This window comes from Sphingopyxis sp. Root154 (assembly GCF_001427105.1).
In the GTDB taxonomy this organism is placed as follows: Bacteria; Pseudomonadota; Alphaproteobacteria; order Sphingomonadales; family Sphingomonadaceae; genus Sphingopyxis.
Genome location: NZ_LMGI01000003.1, coordinates 514,632 through 535,487, shown reverse-complemented (window position 1 = coordinate 535,487; position 20,856 = coordinate 514,632). Strand labels below are relative to the sequence as shown.

The following is a 20,856-nucleotide window of genomic DNA, read 5'->3' as shown; positions in this document are numbered from 1 at the left end:
CGATTCCCTTCGTTATCTAACTATTTTCCTAGTCAACCCGACGTTGACGTAAGCGTCAAGTTATTTCATGGACCGGAGCGAAGATGCCGTAAGGGCAGTATCGCGCAGGAGAGATCGAAATGGCTTTCAAGACACGCATCACCGAAATGCTGGGCATAGAGCATCCGATCGTCCAGGGCGGGATGCAGAGCGTCGGCTACGCCGAACTGGCGAGCGCGGTGTCGAACGCCGGCGGCCTTGGGATCATCACAGCGCTGACGCAGCCGAGCCCTGAAGCGCTGCGCGAGGAAATCGAACGCTGCCGCGCGATGACCGACAGGCCCTTCGGCGTGAACATGACCGTATTCCCGACGATCAACGCCCCCGATTACAAGGCCTATGCGCAGGCGATCATCGATGGCGGGGTGAAGATCGTCGAAACCGCGGGGACGCAAGCGGTGCGCGAAATCTGGGAGATGCTGAAACCCCACGGCGTCACCATCCTTCACAAATGCACCGCGGTGCGCCACGCGCTGTCCGCCGAACGCGCGGGCTGCGACATCATCTCGATCGACGGCTTCGAATGCGCGGGCCACCCGGGCGAGGACGATATTCCGGGCCTGATCCTGATCCCCGCCGCCGCCGACAAGGTGAAGATCCCGATGCTCGCCTCGGGCGGCTTCGGCGATGGTCGCGGGCTGGTCGCGGCGCTGTCACTGGGCGCCGAGGGCATCAACATGGGAACGCGCTTCTGCGCCACCGTCGAGGCGCCAATCCACGACAATGTGAAGCAGGCCTATGTCGACAATGACGAGCGCGGCAGCTTTCTGATCTTCCGCAGCCTCAAGAACACCGCGCGCGTCGGCAAGAGCGAAGTGAGCGAAGAAGTGGTGCGCCGCCTCGCGGTGCCCGACGCCACCTTCGCCGACGTCGCCGAACTGGTGAACGGGAAGGCAGGCCGCGAATTGCTGGAGACCGGCGACCTCAGCAAGGGCGTGTTCTGGGCGGGCATGGTGCAGGGACTGATCCACGACATACCGACGTGCCAGCAGCTCATCGACCGCATTATCGCGGAGGCCGACGCGATCGTCGACCAACGGCTCGCGTCGATGCGCGCGTAATCCACCTCGTACGCTGGCGCGACGCGTCGGCTTTCGATATGACTCGATTCATCGCAATTTTTGGTCATATCGAATGCCGCCGGCGTCAGCCCGCCGGCGCGGCAAGGGGGATTTTTGAGCCTCATCGAATATAAGGGTTTCGGCGGCATCCCTCTGTCGGCCGATATGCTGGGCGACGAAAACGACCCCACCGTGCTTCTGATCCCCGAGGTTGGCCAGGGCCGCGCCGCGTGGCGCGAAGTCGCCGACGCGTTGGTGCTTTCGGGGCGCCGCGTCGTCAACCTCGACCTGCGGGACGGCGGAGACTTGGCGCCGCATATCGAGGATATGCGCGCGGTGCTCGCACAAATGGGTTCGCGCCCGGTCGTCGTGACCGCGGGGCGCGGCGGATGGATCGCAACACGCGCGCTCGCCCTCGACGGTACGCTTCTCGCTGCCGGGCTGGTCATCGTCGACATGCCCGCCGACGAAGATGCCGTTGCGAACGGCGTCGCCGCCCAATTGGCCTTACCTACGCTCGTCGTGCGTGGTGGCTTTTCCCCCGCGCAAAGCAGCGCCGTCGGTGACATATTCAACGAAGCGCTACCGATCGGTCAAATCGCCGATATCAACGAAAGCGACCTTGAACTCGCTTCCGACCGAAAAGAAGCCTTGCTCGGCCAGTTGCTCGAATTTCTCGAACGGCGTCAGCCGCGCGAGGCGGTGGAATTTAAAGCTGGATCCGATCCGCGGACGCTACGCGACGCGATGGGCTGCTTTGCCACCGGGATCACGATCGTCACCGCGCTCGACGCCGCGGGAACGCCGGTCGGCCTTACCGCGAACAGTTTTACGTCGGTCTCGCTCGATCCACCGCTGCTGCTGGTGTGCATTGCCAACACCGCGGGAACCGCGCCGACGCTGCGCGAGGCCGCCCATTTCGGCGTGAATGTCCTGCAGATCGGCCAGCAACCGACGTCGAACCGCTTTGCGGCAAGGGGTGAGGACCGCTTCGCCAACCAGCCGTGGGCGCCGGGACAAACGGGCGTGCCGCTGCTCGGCAGCTCGCTCGTCTCGTTCGAGTGCCAGCACGAATCGCTGCACGAGGCGGGCGATCATTTCATTCTCGTCGGCCGCGTCGTGCGCGCACAGTTCGAACCGCACCGCGATCCTTTGCTCTATTTCCGCGGGAAATATCGGCGGCTGCATTTCGCCTGACTGGCGGACAGGGTGGGATTCGAACCCACGGTGAGCTTGCACCCACGGCGGTTTTCAAGACCGCTGCCTTAAACCACTCGGCCACCTGTCCGCACGGCGTCGCCATAGCGCTTGATGCCCTTGCGGCAAGCGAAACCTTGCGCGCTCGGCCCGCCCCGCGAATGACTCGCTTTGTCTCGCGGCAACCTAGTCAAGCCGCTCGCATCTGTGCGAGACACGTCTTATGGTGGGGACATGATGCACGCTACAGGTTTCAGAATCGGACGCCTTTTCAAATTCGTCACGGCATTTCTGTCGGCATGGATGCTCACCGCGTCGGCGCCGCTCCATGCACAGAGTAGCGAGTCCGGCTTCGATACCTATGTCCAGTCGCTATGGCCGAAGGCGCAGGCGCGCGGCGTATCTCGCACCACCTTCGACCGCGTGACCGCAGGGCTTACCTACAATCCGCGCGTTGTCGCGCTCGACCGCGACAACCTCGGCAGCCCGCCCAGCCCCAACACGCCGATCCCGGCCTTCGCGCCGTACAAGGCGAAACATGTCGACACAGCGCGCATCGGCGGCGGGCGCCGCGTCCACGACCGGCTGCTCCCGCTGCTCTCACGCATCGAGCAGCGGACGGGCGTTCCGACCAGCATCATGATCGCGATCTACGGTCACGAAACTGCCTATGGCCAGGTCACCGGCAATTTCGACCTCCCCGAAGCCTTGGCGACGCTCGCCTATGAAGGGCGCCGCCGCAGCCTGTTCGAGCCCGAACTGATCGCAACGATGGTGATGGTCGAACGCGGCGTCCCGCGCAGCGCGCTGAAGGGCAGTTGGGCCGGGGCCTTCGGTTATCCGCAATTCCTGCCGTCGGTCTATCTTCAGGTCGCCGAGGACGGCGATGGCGACGGCGTCGCGCGAATATGGTCGAGCGAAGCCGACGCCATCGAATCGATCGGCTCCTACCTTCGCCGCGCCGGCTGGCGCGCCGGGCAGCCATGGGGCGTCGCGGTAACCGTTCCCGCAAGTTTCAACCGCGGCGCGGTCGCCAATCGCCTCGCACCCACGCGTTGCCCACGCGTTTTCGATCGCCACAGCCGCTGGCGCTCGATGGCCGAATGGCGCGCCGACGGCATCGCGCCGCTCGGCGGGCGCTGGCCCGATGGCAATGTGCAGGCGACGCTTCTTGAACCCGATGGCCCCGGCCGGACGGCTTATTTGCTGACCGGTAACTATCGTGCGATATTGGACTATAATTGTTCCAACTTTTACGCACTGTCTGTGGGGTTACTGGCGGATGAAATCGATCGTTAAGGGCGGGGGCCTGATGGCGGGGGCAATGTTGTTGCTCTCCGGCTGTGGCAGTATGGACGGCAAGCGCGAAGGGGGGGCGACGGCGAGCCCGCCCCCTTCTGCGGCAGCAGGCGTGGCCGATGTGCCGGTCAAGGTCGGCGATCCCTACACAATCGCGGGCGCCACATACACGCCCGCCGATATCCCGGACTATGACGATGTCGGCTATGCCAGCTGGTATGGCGAGGAACTCGCCGGGCGGCCCACCGCGAATGGCGAGATTTTCGATCCCGCGGGCATATCGGCGGCGCACAAGACGCTGCCGCTGCCCAGCTATGTCGAGGTCACCGCGCTCGATACCGGGCGGACGATCCTCGTGCGTGTCAACGACCGCGGCCCGATGGTCGGCGACCGCCTGATCGATCTGTCGCGCGGCGCCGCCGAACAATTGGGCCTCACCGACGGCGTCGCCGCGGTCCGCGTCCGCCGTACCAATCCGCCCGCAGCCGAACGCGCGCAGCTTCGTTCCGGCAAGCCCGTTCCCGAACGCATCGCGACGCCCGAATCGCTGCTCGCGATCCTGCGCAGCAAGGCAAAGGCGCTGCCGGTGCCCAAGACCGCGGTCGCTGCGGTAACGCCGGTCACCGCTCAGCCGGCGGCGCCGATAGCATCGGGCAAAGCCAAGCCCGGTGACGACCGTTTCGTCGTCGAAGGACCGGGGACGACGAAACCTGCGTCCAAGCCCGCCCCGGTAGCAAAACCGGCAACAGCGACGACCAAGCCCGCGGCACCGGTCGCTGGGAAATATGCTATTCAGGTCGGAGCGTTCAGCAGCGAGACCCGTGCCAATGCGGCCGCAAAGGCGGTCGGCGGCCATGTCGCCAAAGCGGGCACCCTGTGGCGCGTGCGCGTCGGCCCCTTCGCAAGCGACGCCGAGGCGCGAGGCGCGCTTGGCAAAGTCAAAGCCAAAGGCTTCCGCGACGCGGTGGTCCAGCGCGACCGCTGACGGGCCTGCGGGTGGGGAAGCCGGGCATCATCGTGAAAGGCGGAGCGGCAGGTCTGACCGCGCTCGCGCTGACGCTGGCTTTTCCGGCGGCATCGGCGGGCGATACCCGCCCCAAGAGCGCGCCGGTCAGCCGCCCGCTATATGTCACGCAAGCGCCGATCGTGATGCTCAAGGATCTCGATTCGGGCGCGATCCTCTTTTCGCGCGGCGCCGACAAGCGCTTCGCCCCCGCGTCGATGGCGAAGGTGATGACCGCCTATGTCGTGCTCGACCTGATCAAAAAGGGCGAACTCGCGCGCGATAAGCAATTCACCGTCAGCGAGGCGACGTGGAAGAAGTGGAACGGCAGCACCGGCGGGTCGACGATGTTCCTGCGCCCGAACGAAAAAGTCTCGGTCGACGAATTGCTTAAGGGACTGATCACCGTCTCGGGCAATGACGCCGCCGCGGTCCTTGCGGTCGGCATCGACGGAAGCGAGGATGCATTCGTCAAAAGAATGAACGTCGTAGCGGCCAAAATTGGGATGTCATCGAGTCGCTTCGGAACGCCGAGCGGCTGGCCCGACGGCGGCATCACCAAAGTCAGCGCGGCTGATCTCATAACGCTTGCCGACCGGCTGATCCGCGACCATCCGGATGGCTATAGTCGATATTTCTCGCTGCCGAAGCTCCAACACGGCAAGTCGCTCGAGGGCAAGCCGATCATTCAGCCCAACCGCAATCCCATTCTCGGACGTTTCGAAGGGGCTGACGGCCTGAAAACCGGCCACACCGCCGAGGCCGGCTATTGTTTCCTCGGTTCGGCGAAGCGGAACGGCCGCCGCCTGATCATGGTGGTCGCCGGCATGAGCAGCGAAAAGGCACGGCGCGACGAAGCCGAACGGCTGATGAAATGGGGCTTCGACGAATGGGAGGGAAGGGAACTCGTCCCCGCGGGCGCCAGCCTCGGCCGAATCGACGTCCGAAAGGGCGCCATTCCAACGGTCGACACCCAGGCCGGTATCGCCGTGCGGATGACGGTTCCCAAGGGCTATGAGGGCAGCTATCGCGCGGTGATGCGCACACGAGCCCCCATTGCAGCGCCGCTCATTCGCGGGACGCCGGTCGCCGACCTCGTCGTCACGCCCGATGGCTTGCCACCGCAGACGACGCCACTGATCGCCGCCGCAGATGTAGCCGAGGGCGGCTGGTGGGCGCGTGCCCGAACGGGATTCTACCGGCTGACCGGGCTGTGACCGGTCGGTTCATCACGCTCGAGGGCGGCGAAGGGGTCGGTAAATCCACCCAGATACGCGCGGTCGCGGCCGCGATCGAGGCGCGCGGCATCGAAACACTCGCTACCCGCGAACCCGGCGGCAGCGCGGGCGCGGAGGCGATCCGCACGCTGCTGATGGAGGGAAGCGACGATCGCTGGGATGCGCGCAGCGAAGCCCTGCTCTTCGCCGCTGCGCGCGCCGATCATGTCGCGCGGACGATCCGTCCCGCGCTCGAACGCGGCGCGTGGGTGCTCTGCGACCGTTTCATCGATTCGAGCCGTGCTTATCAGGGCGGCGGCGGCGGCATCACGGATAGCGACATCCTGACGCTGCACGGTTTCGGCTCGAACGGCCTATTGCCCGACCGCACCTTCCTGCTCACTGTCAGCGCGGACGAAGCCGCGCGGCGGCTGATCGAACGCGGCGGTAGCGACCGCATGGGCAACAAGCCTGCCGACTATCAGGCACGGCTGGCAGCGCGCTTTGTCGAAATGGCGAAAGGCGAACCCGCGCGATGGCGTATCGTCGATGCCGACGCAACCGCGACGGCTGTCACCGCCGCGATCCTCGCTGAACTCGCGGAATGGCTATGATGATCGGCCATCTGGACGCCGAAAACGCCTTTCTCGAAGCGTGGCAGGTCGGTCGCCTGCATCATGCATGGCTCCTCGCCGGACCGCAGGGGATGGGGAAGGGCATCTTCGCCGAACGCGTTGCGCGATTTCTTGTTACCCATGGCCGCGGCGGCGATGGACAGGCGATGAGTCTCGACGACCGCGGAGACGACGCAGCGGCCCGGCTGGTCGACGCCAGAAACCATCCCGAGATCCTCCGCATCGCGCGCCAGCCGAAGGACAAGGCCAAGGAACTCGCCCGCAACATCACGATCGAACAGGTCCGGCAAATGATCCGCCGCCTGCACCTCTCGCTGTCGCTCGGCGAGTGGCGTGTGATCATCGTCGATGCGGTCGACGATCTTGAAACCGATGGCGCCAACGCACTGCTCAAGACGCTTGAAGAACCGCCGGCGAAAACGCTGTTTCTGCTCGTCAGCCATTCGCCGGGGCGCTTGCTCCCAACGATCAGATCACGGTGTAGAACGCTGCGTTTTCAGCCGGTTGAACGTGACGTCATGACACCGTGGCTGCACGAGTTACGCCCGATGCTGGAGATGGCGGATGTGCGCGCGATCGTCGCTGCATCGGGCGGCGTACCAGGCAAGGCGCTTGCGCTGATCGACAGCGATGTCGCGGTGATGGAAAAGAAGCTGCTCGCCATTGCGACGAGTGGAGATCCGGAAAACCGGCTGCGCGAGGCGCTCGCGCGCGAGGTCGGCGGGACCAGCAATCGCGCCCGGCTCGAACTGGTCATCGACATTGTTCCCGGGCTGCTTGCTCGCTTGGCGCGCGAACGTCCGGTGGCCGAGATCGCACCGATCCTCGCGCAGTGGGACCGCGTCCAGCGCACCGTCCGCGATGCGATCCGGGGTTCCTACGACGGCGCGATGGTGGGCTTCGAAATCGGCAATTGCCTCGCCGAATTGGCGCCGAGGACGGGTCAGTCGGCACGCTGACGCTTTCCCTCGCGCGCGCCAGCGGCTAAGGCGCGCGCATGTCCGAAAACACCGAACCCTTCTATATCACCACCGCGATCAGCTACCCCAATGGCCGTCCGCATATCGGTCACGCTTATGAAGCGATCGCGACCGACGTCATGGCGCGTTTCCAGCGCGCGCGCGGCCGCGACGTGCGGCTGATCACCGGCACCGACGAACATGGGCTGAAGATGTTCCAAACCGCGCGCGAACAGGGGCGCGCGACGATCGATCTCGCTGACGAAATGTCGGGATATTTCCGCGAGATGTATGCCAGGCTGAATATCAGCTATGATAATTTCATGCGGACATCGGATGCGGCGCATCATGCGGCCTCACAGATGATCTGGAAAGCGATAGAAGCCAATGGTGACCTCTACCTCGACCGCTATGAAGGCTGGTATTCGGTCCGCGACGAAGCCTTTTATGACGAAAGCGAACTGACCGACGGGGAGGGGGGCGTACGCCTCTCGCCGCAGGGAACGCCGGTCGAATGGACCGTCGAGGAAAGCTGGTTCTTCCGTCTGTCCAAATATCAGGACAAGCTGCTCGCGCTCTACAACGACCAGCCCGATTTCATCCGCCCCGATAGCCGCCGCAATGAGGTGCTGCGTTTCGTCGAGGGCGGCCTCAAGGATCTCAGCGTCTCACGCACCAGCTTCGACTGGGGTGTGCCGGTGCCGGGTTCACCGGGACATGTGATGTATGTGTGGGTGGATGCGCTCACCACTTATCTGTCGGGACTGGGCTATCCCGACCCGGATAGCGATTTCGGAAAATTCTGGCCGGCGAATATCCATATGATCGGTAAGGATATCGTGCGTTTTCATACGGTTTACTGGCCGGCCTTCCTGATGAGCGCAAACCTTCCCTTGCCGAAGCAGGTGTTTGGACACGGGTTCCTGCTCAATCGCGGCGAGAAGATGTCGAAGTCGCTCGGCAATGTCGTCGACCCGATGGCGCTTGCCGATCAGTTCGGGGTCGACGGGCTGCGCTATTACCTCCTTCGCGAAGTCAGTTTCGGACAGGATGGTACCTATTCGGCCGAGGCGATCGTGCGCACCGTCAACGCCGACCTCGCAAACAGCTTCGGCAATCTCGCTCAACGAAGCTTGTCGATGATTTTCAAGAATTTAGATGGCAAGATTTCGGCTGACTATACGCCAGCGCAGGACGATATCGATCTGCTCGCCGACGTCACCGACATGGCGGCGGTCCGCCTGCCGCGCGAATTCGAGCAGCTCGCTTTCTCGGTCGGCATCGAAGACTGGATCCGTGCGGTTTTCGCCTGCAATCAATATGTCGACACGCAAGCGCCTTGGGCGCTGCGCAAGACCGATCCCGAGCGCATGCGCGCAGTGCTGATGACCTTGTTCCAAGCCGTGCGCGCGCTGGCGATCGCGATCCGGCCTGTCGTCCCGGCGGCGGCGGACAAATTGCTCGACCAGATGGGCATCACCGCCGACGCGCGCGACTTCACCGCGTTGGACGATCGCGACTGGCTGGCGAAACTCGCCGCAAGCGGTTTCACCGTCGGCCAGCCCGTGCCGATCTTCCCACGCCTCGAGCTGCCCGTCGAGGAAAATGGGGGGGAAGGGGAGGCCTGATGCTCGTCGATTCGCATTGCCACCTAAATTACAAGGGGCTCGCCGAACAGCAGAGCGAGGTGCTGGAACGCGCCCGCGTTAAGGGCGTCACCGCGATGCTCAACATCGCGACGCGCGAGAGCGAGTGGGACGATGTGCTCGCTGCAGCGGAAGCGAACGATGATGTCTGGGCGAGCGTCGGCATTCATCCGCACGACGCCGATCATCACCCCGACGTCGATACCGCGAAGCTGGTCGAACGCGCGGCGCATCCCCGCGTTATCGGGATCGGCGAGACCGGGCTCGACTATTATTACGACAAGAGCGACCGCGCGCGGCAGCAGGACAGCTTTCGCCGTCATATTCACGCGTCGCAGCAAACCGGCCTGCCGATCATCGTCCACACGCGTGATGCCGAAGGCGACACGCTGGCGCTGCTCGGCGAAGAGATGGGCAAGGCGACTTTTCCCGGCGTCATCCACTGCTTCACCGCGAGCGACGATTTTGCGCGGCAAGCGCTCAATCTCGGGCTCTTCATATCGATCTCGGGCATCGTCACGTTCAAGAACGCCGCCGATCTCCAGGCCACAGCCAAGTGGTTGCCGCAGGACCGGCTGCTGATCGAGACCGATTCCCCCTTCCTCGCCCCCGTCCCGCATCGCGGCAAAACCGGTGAGCCCGCGTTTGTTGCCGATACACTCGCTTTCCTCGCCAAGCTGCGCGGCGAGGAGGAAGAGGCGCTGGCCGCCGCGACAAGTACCAATTTTTACACGCTTTTCAACAAGGCGCGGCCATGACGTTCCACGCATCATGAGGTTGAGAATCCTCGGCTGCGGGACATCATCGGGTGTTCCGCGGATCGGCAACGACTGGGGCCAGTGCGATCCCGACAATCCACGCAACCTGCGCAGCCGGGCGTCGATCATGGTGTCGCTCGGCGGCTTTCGCATCCTCGTCGACACTAGCCCCGATATGCGGTTGCAGTTGCTCGATGCAGGCGTCGGCGAGATCGATGCCGTCATCTGGACTCACGAACATGCGGACCATACCCATGGTCTCGACGATCTGCGCCAGGTCATGCACCTGCGCCGGTCCGCTGTGCCCGTCTATGCGCGCGATCACGTGCTCGATATTCTCAAATGGCGCTTTACTTATGCCTTCGCGGGCAATGCCGGCTATCCGGCGTCGGTTGATCCAATCGACCTGCAAGATCATCAGTCGATCGGGCCGATTGAAGTGTCGGCGATCGAAATGCCACACGGGCCGATCAAGGCATCCGGACTGATCTTCAGCGACGGTGCGCACAAAATTGCCTATGCGACTGATTTTTCTAAGTTTACTGACGAAATGGTCGACTTCTTCCAAGGCGTCGACCTGTTTGTGATCGACGCGCTGCGCCGTTATCCGCATCCGACGCATCCCCATCTGGCAATGACGCTCGAAGGCCTTGCCAAGGTCGGCAATCCGCGCGCAATCATCACGCATATGGACAACACGATGGATTATGACGACCTTGCGGCCGAATTGCCGCCGGGTGTCGAACCCGGATATGACGGGTTGGAGGTGCAGCTATGAGTGGCGACACGACGATTCAGATCCTGTGGTTCGCAGGCGCGTTCACATTGGTCCTGAGTTCATTGCTGGCACGACGCTTGCCGATGGCGGACTGGCTCAAGATGACGCTGGCGTGGGTGGCGATCTTTGGGCTCGTATTCCTCGTCATCCGTACCTGGCAGGCGGTGACGTAGTGAAGGGCCTTACCTCTTCTCCTACGCTCTACCGTTTAACATAATATATATTATCGGATAATCATATGACCGAGACGGCAGCCCAATCCCCCATCGACCGCCTGCTCGCCATCATGCGCCAGTTGCGCAATCCCGATGGCGGCTGCGAATGGGATTTGGCGCAGGATTTCTCGACCATCGCGCCTTACACGATCGAAGAAGCCTATGAGGTCGCCGACGCCATTGCCGGCGGCGATCCCGTGGCTATCTGCGACGAGCTTGGTGACCTGCTGCTCCAGGTCGTTTTTCACAGCCAGATTGCGACCGATGACGGCCTGTTCGGTTTCAACGATGTCGCTAACGCCATCAGCGACAAGATGGAACGCCGCCATCCGCATATCTTCGGCGGCAGCAAGATCGGCGATGTCCGGCAGCAATGGGAGCAGATCAAGGCGGCCGAGCGCACCGCCGATGGCCCGGTTAGCGCGCTTGCCGGTGTAGCGCTGTCGTTGCCCGCGCTGCTTCGCGCGCAAAAGCTGCAAGGCCGAGCCGCACGCGTCGGTTTCGACTGGCCCGACACCGATGGCCCGCGCGACAAGATTGCCGAGGAACTTGCCGAGGTCGCGGCTGCAGCGACCGATGCCGAACGCCACGAAGAGGTCGGCGACTTGCTGTTAGCGGTGGTCAATTATGCGCGCCACCTTGGCGTTGATGCCGAAAGCGCCTTGCGCGATGCCAATGCCAAATTCGCGCGGCGTTTTGCTGCCATGGAAGATCGCGCCGGCGGCAGCCTGTCGGGCCTGCCGCTCGACACGCAGGAAAGCCACTGGCTGGCGGTTAAGGCGTCGGAACGTCCGTAGCCGGCCAGAGCCGCTCGAACCGCGCGCTGTCGGCGGGATCGAGCCGCACCGTCAGCACATGGCCTTCGGCTTCGGGCTCGTCGGCGAGCACTTCGCCGCGGGCATGAAGCCACGCCGCCGCTTCACCCTGGCTATAAGACAGATAGACACGCTGTATCTTATGCAGCGCGGTCAATTGTGACGCCATAAGGGTCCGCGCGGCTTCGACACCCTCGCCCGTTACGGCCGAGATCACTGCGACGTCGGGACGCCGCGCCGCCATTTCTTCAATGTCCGCCCGGCGGTCGCTATCGGCGGTGTCGATCTTGTTCCAGATTTCAATCTGCTGGATCACCGGTGGTGCATCACCCTCCCCGCCGTCTTGCGGCCCATTGACGCCGAGCGAGTTCAGGATGGCGCGCACGTCGTCATATTGCGCGTCGCTGTCGGGATGGACGATGTCGCGGACATGGACGATCAGGTCTGCGGTGGTGACTTCCTCCAGCGTCGCGCGGAACGCCGCGACGAGTTCGGTCGGCAGGTCGGACACAAAACCCACCGTGTCTGACAGGATCGCCTTGTCGATGCCGGGCAGCCGGATTTCGCGCATCGTCGGGTCGAGCGTCGCGAAAAGCATGTCTTCCGCCATGACGTCACTTCCGGTCAACCGATTGAAGAACGTCGATTTTCCAGCGTTGGTATAGCCAACGAGCGCGACCACAGGCCAAGGCGCGCGCTGCCGTTTCGACCGCTGCAGCTGGCGCGTGCGTCGGGCATCCTCAAGGCTGCGCCGGATACGCGCCATGCGGTTGCGGATCATCCGCCGGTCGGCCTCGATCTGCGTTTCGCCCGGGCCACCAAGGAAGCCGAAGCCACCGCGCTGACGTTCGAGGTGGGTCCAGCTACGCACCAGTCGCCCCGCCTGATAATCGAGATGCGCGAGCTCGACCTGCAGCCGTCCCTCGGCGGTCGCGGCGCGCTCGCCGAAGATTTCGAGGATCAGGCCGGTGCGGTCGATCACCTTCGTGCCGAATGCGGTTTCGAGGTTACGCTGCTGGATCGGGCTGAGCGCCGCATCGACGACGACGAGTTGCACATTCTTTGCCGCGATATCGGGCGTGATCGCGTCGATCTGTCCGACGCCAAGCAAAGTCGCGGCGCGCGTCTGGCGCAGCCGGAGCGTATGCACCGCGACGACATCAAGCCCGATTGCCAGCGCAAGTCCTCTCGCCTCCTCGGCGCGCGCGTCGATGTCGCGTGCGAGCCGCTGGCTATGCCATTCGGGCACGACGATAAGCGCGGCGGCGCCGCGCGTTACCTCGTCTTCATTGTCGATTATCGGGTCGATCAGGCGTTGTCCGCTTCTGCGTCCGGCTCGCTGTCGGTCAGGTTGATCGGACCGTTCGGCTGAACGGTGGAAATCGCGTGCTTGTAGACAAGCTGCACCTGGCGCTCGCGCTCAAGCAGCATGCAGAACAGGTCGAACGCGACAATATCGCCTTGCAGCATCACTCCGTTGACAAGGAACATCGTCACCGACTCGTCCGACTTGCGTACCGCGTTCAGGAACACGTCTTGCAACGCTTTGCCCTTGCTCGCCGGCGCATCGCGCAGATTGTCGCCGAGCAGCGACAGGTCGAAATCGTGCGACGGCATCACCGTCGAGATCGCGTGCTTGTACACAAGCTGCGACTGACCATCACGGCGGAGCAGCAGCGAGAAGTTGTCGAACCAGGTGATGATGCCCTGCAGCTTCACACCCTTGACCAGGAACATGGTCACCGGGGTTTTGCTCTTGCGGAGGGCGTTGAGGAAAATATCCTGGAGATTCTGATTTTTATCGGACACATTTGCCTCCTGTTTTTGGCGGTTAAACCGCGGGTACGGCGCCGGTTTTCCGGCTTTCAAGACCTTCTTTGCAGACACAATATGCGGCAAAGGACGCGCAAGGTCTAGCGCAAAGCCGCTATCCCTCGCCGTCCGAACTCTCGGTAAGCCCCAAAAGTTTCAGTTTGCGGTGCAGTGCCGAGCGCTCCATGCCGATGAAGGTCGCGGTGCGCGATATATTGCCCGAAAAGCGGTTGATTTGGATGCGCAGATATTCGCGCTCGAAATTCTCGCGCGCTTCCTTGAGCGGGATTGCGGTGATCGATTCCGAATTGGGCAGGATGTCAGTCCCGCCGCGCACCAGTTCGGACGGCAGCATATCGGCGTCGATCCGCGCGAGGCGGTCGCTCGGTGCCAAAATCATCACGCGTTCGATCACGTTACGCAATTCGCGAACATTGCCCGGCCACTCATGCGCCTGGAGCGCCGCCATCGCCTCGGAACTGATTTCGGGCGGCGCGACGCGGCGGTCGGCGGCATAACGGCGGATATAATGGTCGCAGAGGCTGGCAATGTCGTCGCGCCGCTCGCGCAGCGGCGGGATATGCACCGGCACCACGTTCAGCCGGTAATAGAGATCCTCGCGAAAGCGGCTTTCGGCAATTTCGGTCATCAGGTCGCGCGCCGACCCCGAAATGATGCGGACATCGACGCGGATCATCGTGCGGCCGCCGACGCGAGTGAAGCTCTGATCGGTCAGGACGCGCAAGATCTTGCCCTGTGTGGTCAGCGGCATGTCTGCCACCTCGTCGAGGAACAAGGTGCCACCATGCGCCTGTTCGAGCAGCCCGACCCGGATCGATCCGTCTTCGGCCTCGGACCCGAACAATTCGGTCTCGACCGTTTCAGGGTCCATTCGCGCTGAAGAAATAACACGGAAAGGCGCCGTCTGCCTGCCGCTCCATCCATGCAACACGCGCGCGGCCACCTCTTTGCCGACGCCGGGCGCGCCTGTAATCAGCACCCGGCTTCCCGTCCCCGCCACGCGCTTCAGCGTCGCGCGAACATTGTTGATCGCGGCGCTGGTGCCGGTCAGTTCGTCCGACGGCCCCGCCTTCTCCCGCAGTTGCTCATATTCGAACTTCAGCCGCTCGTTTTCGGTCGCGCGCGCGACAAGATGGAGCAGACGCGAGGCTTCGAACGGCTTTTCGATGAAATCGAACGCGCCGCGGCGGATCGCCGCGACTGCGGTGTCGAGACCGCCATGGCCCGAAATGACGATGATCGGCAGCGTGGGGTCGAAAGCCTTGATCGCCTCGACCAGCCCCAACCCGTCGAGCCGCGACCCCTGCAACCATACGTCGATCAGCGCGAGCGATGGCCGTCGCTGGCGGATCGCCTCAAGCGCGGAGTCGCTATCCGACGCGGTGCGCGCCTCATAACCTTCGTCTTCCATGACGCCGGCGACGAGGTCGCAAATGTCGCGTTCGTCGTCGACGATCAGAATATCAAGCGCCATGATCTTCTCTGTCCTGCCGGTTCCGGATGCGTCCGGGAACCGATTCACTATGCCCCATGCCTTGTTCCCCGCCCTTGCCGGCCAATGGCCTTAGCCGGTCGGGATGGAGCGTCAGGGTGACGCACGTCCCCTGCCCCGCCGGATTGTCTGAAAATTCAAGTTCGCCATAATGTTGCTCGACGATCTTCTTGACGATCGCGAGCCCGAGGCCCGTCCCGCCCTGACGCGTGGTCATGTAGGGCTCGGCAATGGCATCGCGCGCCTCCGGAAGCCCGATGCCGTCGTCGGAGACGCGAATGACGATCTCGCCTTCTGCACCGGCAAAAAGTTCGGCAGCGACATGTCCGGTGACAGTCAAATCTGAACTTTTATATTTTTCTTCAATCGCTTCGACAGCATTTTTGACAATATTCGTCATGGCCTGCGACAACAGGCGACGGTCGCATACAAGCGGCTCTATCTCGGCGGGCGTTTTGACTGCGAATGCGATGTCGGGCTTTGCGACTTCGAACAGGAACACCGTCTGGCGCAGGATATCGCGGACATCCTCGACTCCGAAGGTCGGTTTCGGCATCCGGGCGAAGCTGGAAAATTCGTCGACCATGCGACGCATGTCGTGCACCTGCCGGATCACCGTATCGGTGAGCTTGCGGAAGGTGGCACCATCGCCCTCAACCTTGTCGCCAAACCGCCGCTGAAGGCGCTCGGCCGCGAGCTGGATCGGCGTGAGCGGGTTCTTGATCTCGTGCGCGATGCGCCGCGCCACGTCGGACCAAGCCGCCCGGCGCTGATCGAGCAATTGCTGGGTAATATCTTCGAAACTCAGGACGAAGCCGTCGCCCTGCGCCACCGCTTTCGCCGCGAGCGTCGCGGGCTCGGCATCCTTGCGCGAGAGCTGAACGATCGCCTCGCGCTCTTCGCTGATCAGCAGGCGCGCCAGTTCGGGCGCGACATCGTCGAGAGGCTGCCCCGTCAGGCATTCGGCCGACTGGCAAATCAAACGCTCGGCCGCAGCATTGGCGAGCAGAATGCGGCGATCGGCATCGACCGAGACGACCGCCGACGACACACCGCTCAGCACCGCCTCGATAAAGCTGCGCCGGGCTTCGAGTTGCTCGTTCACACTGACGAGAGCGCCGGTTTGGCCCTGCAACTGCTCGGTCATCCGATTGAACGCGCGCGTCAGGACCGCGATTTCATCGTCGCGCGCCGGCGGGGTAACCCGAACCGACAGATCGCCGCCGGCAGCGGTGCGCGTCGCACCGATGAGCGTGCCGAGCGGGCGGACGATACGGTCCGCAACCACGATCGCCGCGATGACGGCAAGCGCCAGAAGCAGCAGCGAGCCAAGATAGAGGGCGCCGTTGAATTGCAGCTGAAGCTGCTGCGACCTTTCGAACAGGTTGTTATAGTCCGCGAGTACAGCACTCGCGCGCGCCGACTGCTGGAAGCCCGGGACATTGGTATCGCGTGAGGCATAGACATAGGCGCGGCGGGTGCCGGGCAGGCGCGCAGCAGCTTCGATCCGGTTTGCCTGACGAACCACGACAACATCCTCGCCCGCGTCGAGGCGGCCGACCATTTCCAAACCGAGGCGGCTTTCGGCCGCTCTGTCGTCAGGATTGATCGCCGTCGCGGTGCGCGCGACGCCATCCTTGCCAATCTCGATGATCGCCGATTCATTCAGGCTGCGCACCACGACCTGTTGCAGATAATAGTTGCTGAAAGCCGGAGTATCGATCGGAACCAGGCTCAATTGCTTGCCGAGGTCGGTCGCCATTGCATAGGTGTTCGCCCCGACCTGACGCTGATTTTCCTGATAATAGCCTTCGGCAAGATTGGCGGCATTTTCGAACATGCCGCGCGAGCGATCCGAAAACCAGAAATCGACGCCGAATTGGAAAAGCAGTGAGGCGAAGATCACGACGAGCAGGGTCGGCGCCGCCGCGATCAGCGAAAAGAGCGCGACGAGGCGGACGTGGAGACGGCCGTTGCCGCCGGCCATCGACCGCACGGCCCGTGCGCGCGCAACGCGGCTGCCGATGAGCACAATCAGCGCCATGGCCGGCACGAGATTGACGACCATGATCGCAGCCACCAGCGCCGGCGTCAGCAGGCGCTCGCTCTGCGCATCGCCGGTCACGAAGATATAGGTCGCAATGGCGACGCTGATGATGATGGCGAGCGTATAATATTCCGGGGCCGCAAAACGCCAGAAGCCCGAACGCACTTCCTGGCCGTCCGAATCCATATCGAGAGCCAGAGAGGGGGATTGCGCCATTATTGCTACGCTACGACAATCCTGTTGCATAGAAAACACACAATCTACGCGAGTGTCGCCTAATTGCCCCGATTCCGTGCTTATCCTTGCCAATCAAGGCCGGGCTGGATCGATATCAAGCTGCCCGAGGCGTTTGCGTAGCGTGTTGCGGTTGATACCAAGGCGCCGCGCCGCCTCCAGTTGGTTGCCACGGACGTCGCGCAAGACGCGGCGAAAAAGCGCCGCCTCGACGATCGCTTCGAGCCGTTCGTGAATATCGCCGTCGCTCACCGTATCCGCCATTTGCTCGCGCGCCCAATCGTCGACCGCGCGGGCGATCAGGGTGGCGGGCTCGACCGCGCCGCCCCCCTCACCACTTTCGTGCAGCACCGTCTCGACATCGCGGACGGTCACGACAACGTCGCGCGACAAGACAGCGAGCCGCTGGACGACATTGCCGAGTTCCCGAACATTGCCCGGCCAGTCGTAGCGTTCGAGCCATTGCATCGCGGCGGGCGCGAATTGGCGATCGGGCAACCCCGAGCTGCGCCCGGCCTCGACAAAGTGGCGGACGAGCGCTCCGATGTCGCTGCGCCGGTCTCGCAGCGGTGGCAGCGTCACGGGAATGACGTTGAGACGATAGAAGAGATCCTCGCGAAACCGGCCATCGGCGACAAGGGTGCGCATGTCGCGGTGCGTCGCGGCGACGACGCGGACGTCGGCGCGCAACGCCTGGTTGCCGCCAACCGTCGAATATTCATTGCTTTGCAGGACCCGAAGCAGGCGCGTCTGCGCCTCGAGCGGCATGTCGCCGATCTCGTCGAGGAAGAGCGTGCCGCCCGCCGCCTGTTCGAAGCGCCCGGCATTGCGGCTGTGTGCGCCGGTAAAGGCGCCCTTTTCGTGGCCGAACAGCTCGGCTTCGATCAACTCGCGCGGAATTGCGGCCATGTTGATTGCCACGAACGGTCCGCCGCGGCGCAGGCCGGTTGCGTGGATCGCGCGCGCCACGACCTCCTTGCCCGTTCCTGATTCGCCGAGGATCAACACCGCCAAATCGTTCGAAGCGAGCCGCGCGATCGTGCGATAGACCGCTTGCATCGCCGGGGCACGGCCAACAAGCCCGTGGCTGTCGGCCGCCACCGCGGTGTCCCTTGTCGCAGTTTCCGCCTTTCGCTGTAACGCGGCGCGGACGCTCGCCGTCAGTTCGTCGAGATCGAACGGCTTGGGCAGATAGTCGTAACTACCGATCCCCGTCGCACGCACTGCGGTATCGAGCGTGTTCTGCGCCGACAATACGATTACCGGTGTAAGGGCGTCGACCCGCAGTGAATCGATGCCATCGCCATCGGGCAGGACGACGTCGGTGATGACGAGATCGGGCCGGTTGTCGGCGAGCCAGGCGTTGCGTTCGGCGATGCTGGCGACCGACACGAAGCGGCCACATTCGCCAACCAATGTCTCGCGAATGATCATTGCGATCGCGGGATCGTCCTCGACCAGCAGGATCGTCTTCGCCTTGCTCATGCCGGCCGTCCCTTTTGCGCGACGGGAAGATGAACGCGGAAGCGCGTCCATTCGCCGTCGCGGATATGCTGGACGGTGCCGCCCATGTCGCGCGCCAGCTTGGCGACGAGCGCGAGGCCGAGCCCCCTTCCCTCGCGTTTGGTCGTGACGAAGGGATCGAACAGGTCGCCGCGAATATCGGCGGGAACGCCCGGACCATTGTCGCTGACGCTGACCTCGATCGGGAGTGCAATGCGGCCGCGCCCGTCGCCATTGTCGATCGACAGTCCGTGCCGATAGGCCGTCGTCAGCCGCACGACGCCATCGTCGCGCCCGCCCAGTGCCTCGCACCCATTAGTGAGCAGGTTGAGCAATATCTGCACCACGGCGTCATGGTTTCCGTGGACGAGCGGCAGCGAGGGGTCAAAATCCTCGGCAAAGCGCAAGCCCGGAAACTGCCGTGCGCGCGCGGTTTCCATCGCCTGATGGATCGGCTGATAGAGGTTGATCGGGCCGCAGGTGATCGGTTGCCCGCGCGAGAAATGCTCCATCTGGTCGATCAGCGTTGCGATCCGGTCGACCTCGGCACAGATCAGCGTCGTGAAGCGCTCGCCCCCCGCGTCGGTCTTGCGCGCGAGCAGCTGCGCCGCGCCCTTGATGCCCGCGAGGGGATTCTTGATCTCGTGCGCCAGCATCGACGCCGCCGCGCCCGCCGCGCGCCCCGAACGCCCGATCGCGCCGCCCATCAACTCGGCGTCGCTCTGCGACGGCACGAGCGCGAGGATACGGTGACCGCTCTGGCCAAAGGGCACCATCTGCATATCGACGAAGAAGGACCGGCGACCCCCCGCCGAAATCTCCGTGCGATGCGCGAAGAGCGCCGACGTCGAGGCGTCGCTCATCCGCTGCCGATAGCTGCGGTCCATCTCGATCACGTCATAGACGACGCGGCCGACCATCGCCGAGCGGCTGACATTACAGAGTTGTTCGGCGGCGGCGTTGACGAACAGCACCACCCCGCCGCCGTCGATCAACAGCGTGGGAACGGGGTGCGACTGGATCAGTTCGTCGTGGTCGAAACTCGGAATGCTCGACGTGAGCGCGGTCACGCCGCCGCCTTGCTCAGGAACGGCGTGTAGAAACGCTCGAGAGCGTCGAGCACGTCGCGGCTGTTCGGGATCTGGTTGACCTTGTTCCGGAACTCGGCCGAGCCATGCAGGCTCTTGACGTACCAGCCGAGATGCTTGCGCGCCATATTGACCCCGGTCACTTCGCCATAATGGTCGATCATCGCGCGATAATGCGATGTAATGACGTCATATTGCTCGTCGATGCCGGGGTCGGGCCGATCGCCCTCGCCGCGCAGCGCCGTCATCACCTGACCGAGCAACCAGGGGCGGCCATATGCGCCGCGGCCGATCATCACGCCGTCGGCGCCGCTCTGCGCAAGCGCGGTGCGCGCGTCGTCAGCCGAGCAGATATCGCCATTGACGATGACCGGGATCGACACGGCATCCTTAACGCTGCGGACAAAGCCCCAGTCGGCCTCGCCGCGATACATCTGGTTGCGCGTGCGGCCGTGAACCGTCACCAGCTTCGCGCCCAGATCCTCGGCGATATGCGCAAGTTCGGGCGCGTTGAGGCTGTCGTGGCACCAGCCCATGCGCATCTTGACCGTTACCGGTACTTTGACCGCCTTGACGCAGGAATCGATCAGCGCCGCGGCCAGCTTCAGGTCACGCATCAGCGCCGAACCCGCGTCGCCGTTGGTGACCTTGCGCACCGGGCAGCCCATGTTGATGTCGATGATCGACGCACCGCGATCTTCGTTGAGCTTTGCCGCTTCGCCCATTTCATAGGGCGTGCAGCCGACAAGCTGCATCGACACCGGCTCTTCTACCGGGTCCCACGCCGCTTTCTGGATCGACTGGCGCGTTTCGCGGATCGCCGCCTGGCTGGCGATCATCTCGGTGACGTTGAGCCCCGAACCATAATAGCGGACGAGCTTGCGGAACGGCAGATCGGTGACACCGGTCATCGGCGCGAGGATCACGGGATCCGCGATGGTGATGTTGCCGATCTGAATGGGCCGCAGCGGCGCCATGGCGGGGAGCTTTCGTTTACATTGCCTAAAATTTGAGCAGCCCGTACACGCTAAGCCGCT

The 20,856-nt window shown here is 63.6% G+C and carries 18 protein-coding genes and 1 tRNA gene; 11 read left to right on the top strand and 8 right to left on the bottom strand.

Annotation, left to right across the window (positions count from 1 at the left end; genetic code table 11):
* Positions 1-119 precede the first annotated feature (119 nt).
* Together ASD73_RS18075 and ASD73_RS18070 are read left to right on the top strand one after the other, a co-directional pair.
* Positions 120-1,100: an NAD(P)H-dependent flavin oxidoreductase gene (locus ASD73_RS18075; protein WP_056374583.1), complete on the top strand. Its 981-nt coding sequence runs from the start codon at positions 120-122 to the stop codon at positions 1,098-1,100.
* A 114-nt stretch (positions 1,101-1,214) separates the two neighbouring features.
* On the top strand, positions 1,215-2,297 hold the full coding sequence (locus tag ASD73_RS18070) for a flavin reductase (protein WP_056375246.1): 1,083 nt from the start codon (positions 1,215-1,217) through the stop codon (positions 2,295-2,297).
* A 1-nt stretch (position 2,298) separates the two neighbouring features.
* On the opposite strand, the gene ASD73_RS18065 is transcribed toward ASD73_RS18070, so the two are convergent.
* Positions 2,299-2,388 (bottom strand) — tRNA-Ser (locus ASD73_RS18065).
* 212 nt (positions 2,389-2,600) lie between these two features.
* On the opposite strand from ASD73_RS18065, the gene ASD73_RS18060 reads away from it, so the two are divergent.
* From ASD73_RS18060 to mazG, 9 genes are all read left to right on the top strand, one after another.
* Positions 2,601-3,596, top strand: coding sequence for a lytic murein transglycosylase (locus ASD73_RS18060; RefSeq protein WP_056375243.1), 996 nt, complete (start codon positions 2,601-2,603; stop codon positions 3,594-3,596).
* On the top strand, positions 3,580-4,581 hold the full coding sequence (locus ASD73_RS18055) for a septal ring lytic transglycosylase RlpA family protein (RefSeq protein WP_056374581.1): 1,002 nt from the start codon (positions 3,580-3,582) through the stop codon (positions 4,579-4,581). Before ASD73_RS18060 ends, ASD73_RS18055 begins: the two co-directional genes overlap by 17 nt.
* 11 nt (positions 4,582-4,592) lie before the next feature.
* Positions 4,593-5,816, top strand: a complete 1,224-nt coding sequence (locus ASD73_RS18050) for a D-alanyl-D-alanine carboxypeptidase family protein (protein ID WP_056374579.1) — start codon at positions 4,593-4,595, stop codon at positions 5,814-5,816.
* Complete coding sequence (gene tmk, locus ASD73_RS18045) at positions 5,813-6,430, top strand: dTMP kinase (protein WP_082521674.1); 618 nt, start codon at positions 5,813-5,815, stop codon at positions 6,428-6,430. The genes ASD73_RS18050 and tmk overlap by 4 nt, the downstream gene beginning before the upstream one ends.
* The gene (locus tag ASD73_RS18040; RefSeq protein ID WP_056374576.1) at positions 6,421-7,410 is read left to right on the top strand and encodes a DNA polymerase III subunit delta'; all 990 of its coding nucleotides are present in this window, start codon (positions 6,421-6,423) and stop codon (positions 7,408-7,410) included. Before tmk ends, ASD73_RS18040 begins: the two co-directional genes overlap by 10 nt.
* A 38-nt stretch (positions 7,411-7,448) precedes the next feature.
* Positions 7,449-9,038 (top strand): methionine--tRNA ligase, encoded by a 1,590-nt coding sequence (gene metG, locus ASD73_RS18035; RefSeq protein WP_056374574.1) that lies wholly within the window; start codon positions 7,449-7,451, stop codon positions 9,036-9,038.
* Entirely contained in the window at positions 9,038-9,814 is a 777-nt protein-coding gene (locus tag ASD73_RS18030) for a TatD family hydrolase (protein ID WP_056374572.1), read from the top strand. Before metG ends, ASD73_RS18030 begins: the two co-directional genes overlap by 1 nt.
* Positions 9,815-9,827: 13 nt before the next feature.
* Positions 9,828-10,592 (top strand): MBL fold metallo-hydrolase, encoded by a 765-nt coding sequence (locus ASD73_RS18025; RefSeq protein WP_056374570.1) that lies wholly within the window; start codon positions 9,828-9,830, stop codon positions 10,590-10,592.
* Positions 10,593-10,830: 238 nt separating this feature from the next.
* On the top strand, positions 10,831-11,604 hold the full coding sequence (gene mazG, locus ASD73_RS18020; RefSeq protein WP_056374568.1) for a nucleoside triphosphate pyrophosphohydrolase: 774 nt from the start codon (positions 10,831-10,833) through the stop codon (positions 11,602-11,604).
* Here mazG and hflX read toward each other — a convergent pair.
* From hflX to dusB, 7 genes are all read right to left on the bottom strand, one after another.
* On the bottom strand, positions 11,582-12,871 hold the full coding sequence (gene hflX, locus ASD73_RS18015; RefSeq protein ID WP_443027987.1) for a GTPase HflX: 1,290 nt from the start codon (positions 12,869-12,871) through the stop codon (positions 11,582-11,584). The two genes, mazG and hflX, sit on opposite strands and share 23 nt — an antisense overlap.
* Positions 12,872-12,930: 59 nt before the next feature.
* Complete coding sequence (gene hfq / locus ASD73_RS18010) at positions 12,931-13,431, bottom strand: RNA chaperone Hfq (RefSeq protein WP_056375239.1); 501 nt, start codon at positions 13,429-13,431, stop codon at positions 12,931-12,933.
* Between the two features lie 118 nt (positions 13,432-13,549).
* The gene (gene ntrX, locus ASD73_RS18005; RefSeq protein WP_056374564.1) at positions 13,550-14,929 is read right to left on the bottom strand and encodes a nitrogen assimilation response regulator NtrX; all 1,380 of its coding nucleotides are present in this window, start codon (positions 14,927-14,929) and stop codon (positions 13,550-13,552) included.
* Positions 14,919-17,210 (bottom strand): sensor histidine kinase, encoded by a 2,292-nt coding sequence (locus tag ASD73_RS18000; RefSeq protein WP_235534590.1) that lies wholly within the window; start codon positions 17,208-17,210, stop codon positions 14,919-14,921. Before ASD73_RS18000 ends, ntrX begins: the two co-directional genes overlap by 11 nt.
* Before the next feature lie 93 nt (positions 17,211-17,303).
* Entirely contained in the window at positions 17,304-18,713 is a 1,410-nt protein-coding gene (locus ASD73_RS17995) for a sigma-54-dependent transcriptional regulator (RefSeq protein ID WP_056374560.1), read from the bottom strand.
* The gene (locus ASD73_RS17990) at positions 18,710-19,801 is read right to left on the bottom strand and encodes a two-component system sensor histidine kinase NtrB (RefSeq protein ID WP_056374558.1); all 1,092 of its coding nucleotides are present in this window, start codon (positions 19,799-19,801) and stop codon (positions 18,710-18,712) included. Before ASD73_RS17990 ends, ASD73_RS17995 begins: the two co-directional genes overlap by 4 nt.
* Complete coding sequence (dusB, locus tag ASD73_RS17985) at positions 19,798-20,796, bottom strand: tRNA dihydrouridine synthase DusB (RefSeq protein WP_056374556.1); 999 nt, start codon at positions 20,794-20,796, stop codon at positions 19,798-19,800. Before dusB ends, ASD73_RS17990 begins: the two co-directional genes overlap by 4 nt.
* Between the last annotated feature and the right edge of the window lie 60 nt (positions 20,797-20,856).